Below are 718 nucleotides of genomic sequence, written 5' to 3'. Positions count from 1 at the left end.
GCTATGAGTGAGATAGAGTTGGTCGGCGTTCATGAGCTCTTTGCTATCAAGGGCGTTGTTTGCGCCTCTGAACCTATAGATCTGCTGGTGGCGATCTCCAACCAGGATTACCTTGCAGTTCTGCTGTAGGACGATGCTACTTGTTACGGGGTTAGCGTCTTGTGCTTCATCAAAAAGAATGGTGGTGTACCGGCGAGACAGATTCGGCATCCCGAGCTGATACTGTTTGAGGTAGCAATCGTGTACGGTCGGGAACGGATCTTGAACGTTTGTCATCCGTTTCCATATGAGCTCAGCACCTTCGACCACCTGGATTTGGTATCTCTCCTGTTTGGACGTAAGCACTTTACCCGTATCGGCGCGAGCAAAATGCGTATAAAGAATCCGCATGTCTGCACTACACATAAAGGCGTTGAGCGTATCGAGAATATCTTTGGCAAACGTCCAGTTCTTGGTATTCACCGCTTGGGCAATATCGGTGAGCCTTAGGTTGCCGGAGAGTTTGTGCTGGTAGCCCCTTCCTATAGTGGCGTAGGCAAGCTGGTGGGACGTTTTGCAGTCTACGTTTGCAGGAAACTTTTCTCTTGCCTCGTCGCGGATAGCCCTGTTGTATGCCAAGTAGAGGATACGTGAATCGAGGTTGTTGTGGGCGTACTTCACCAGTGTCGTGGTTTTGTCCGTTCTAGCGTAGGCCTTGAAGACAAGGCGAGGCCCTTTG

General features: G+C 50.6%; 1 protein-coding gene. It reads right to left on the bottom strand.

Annotated features, from left to right (window positions below):
* A partial coding sequence (locus R8N49_RS27095; RefSeq protein WP_318190446.1) for a UvrD-helicase domain-containing protein occupies positions 1-718 on the bottom strand: 718 nt, incomplete at both ends.

The organism is Vibrio sp. 1978 (assembly GCF_033344345.1).
This window is presented reverse-complemented; position numbering and strand designations above follow the sequence as displayed.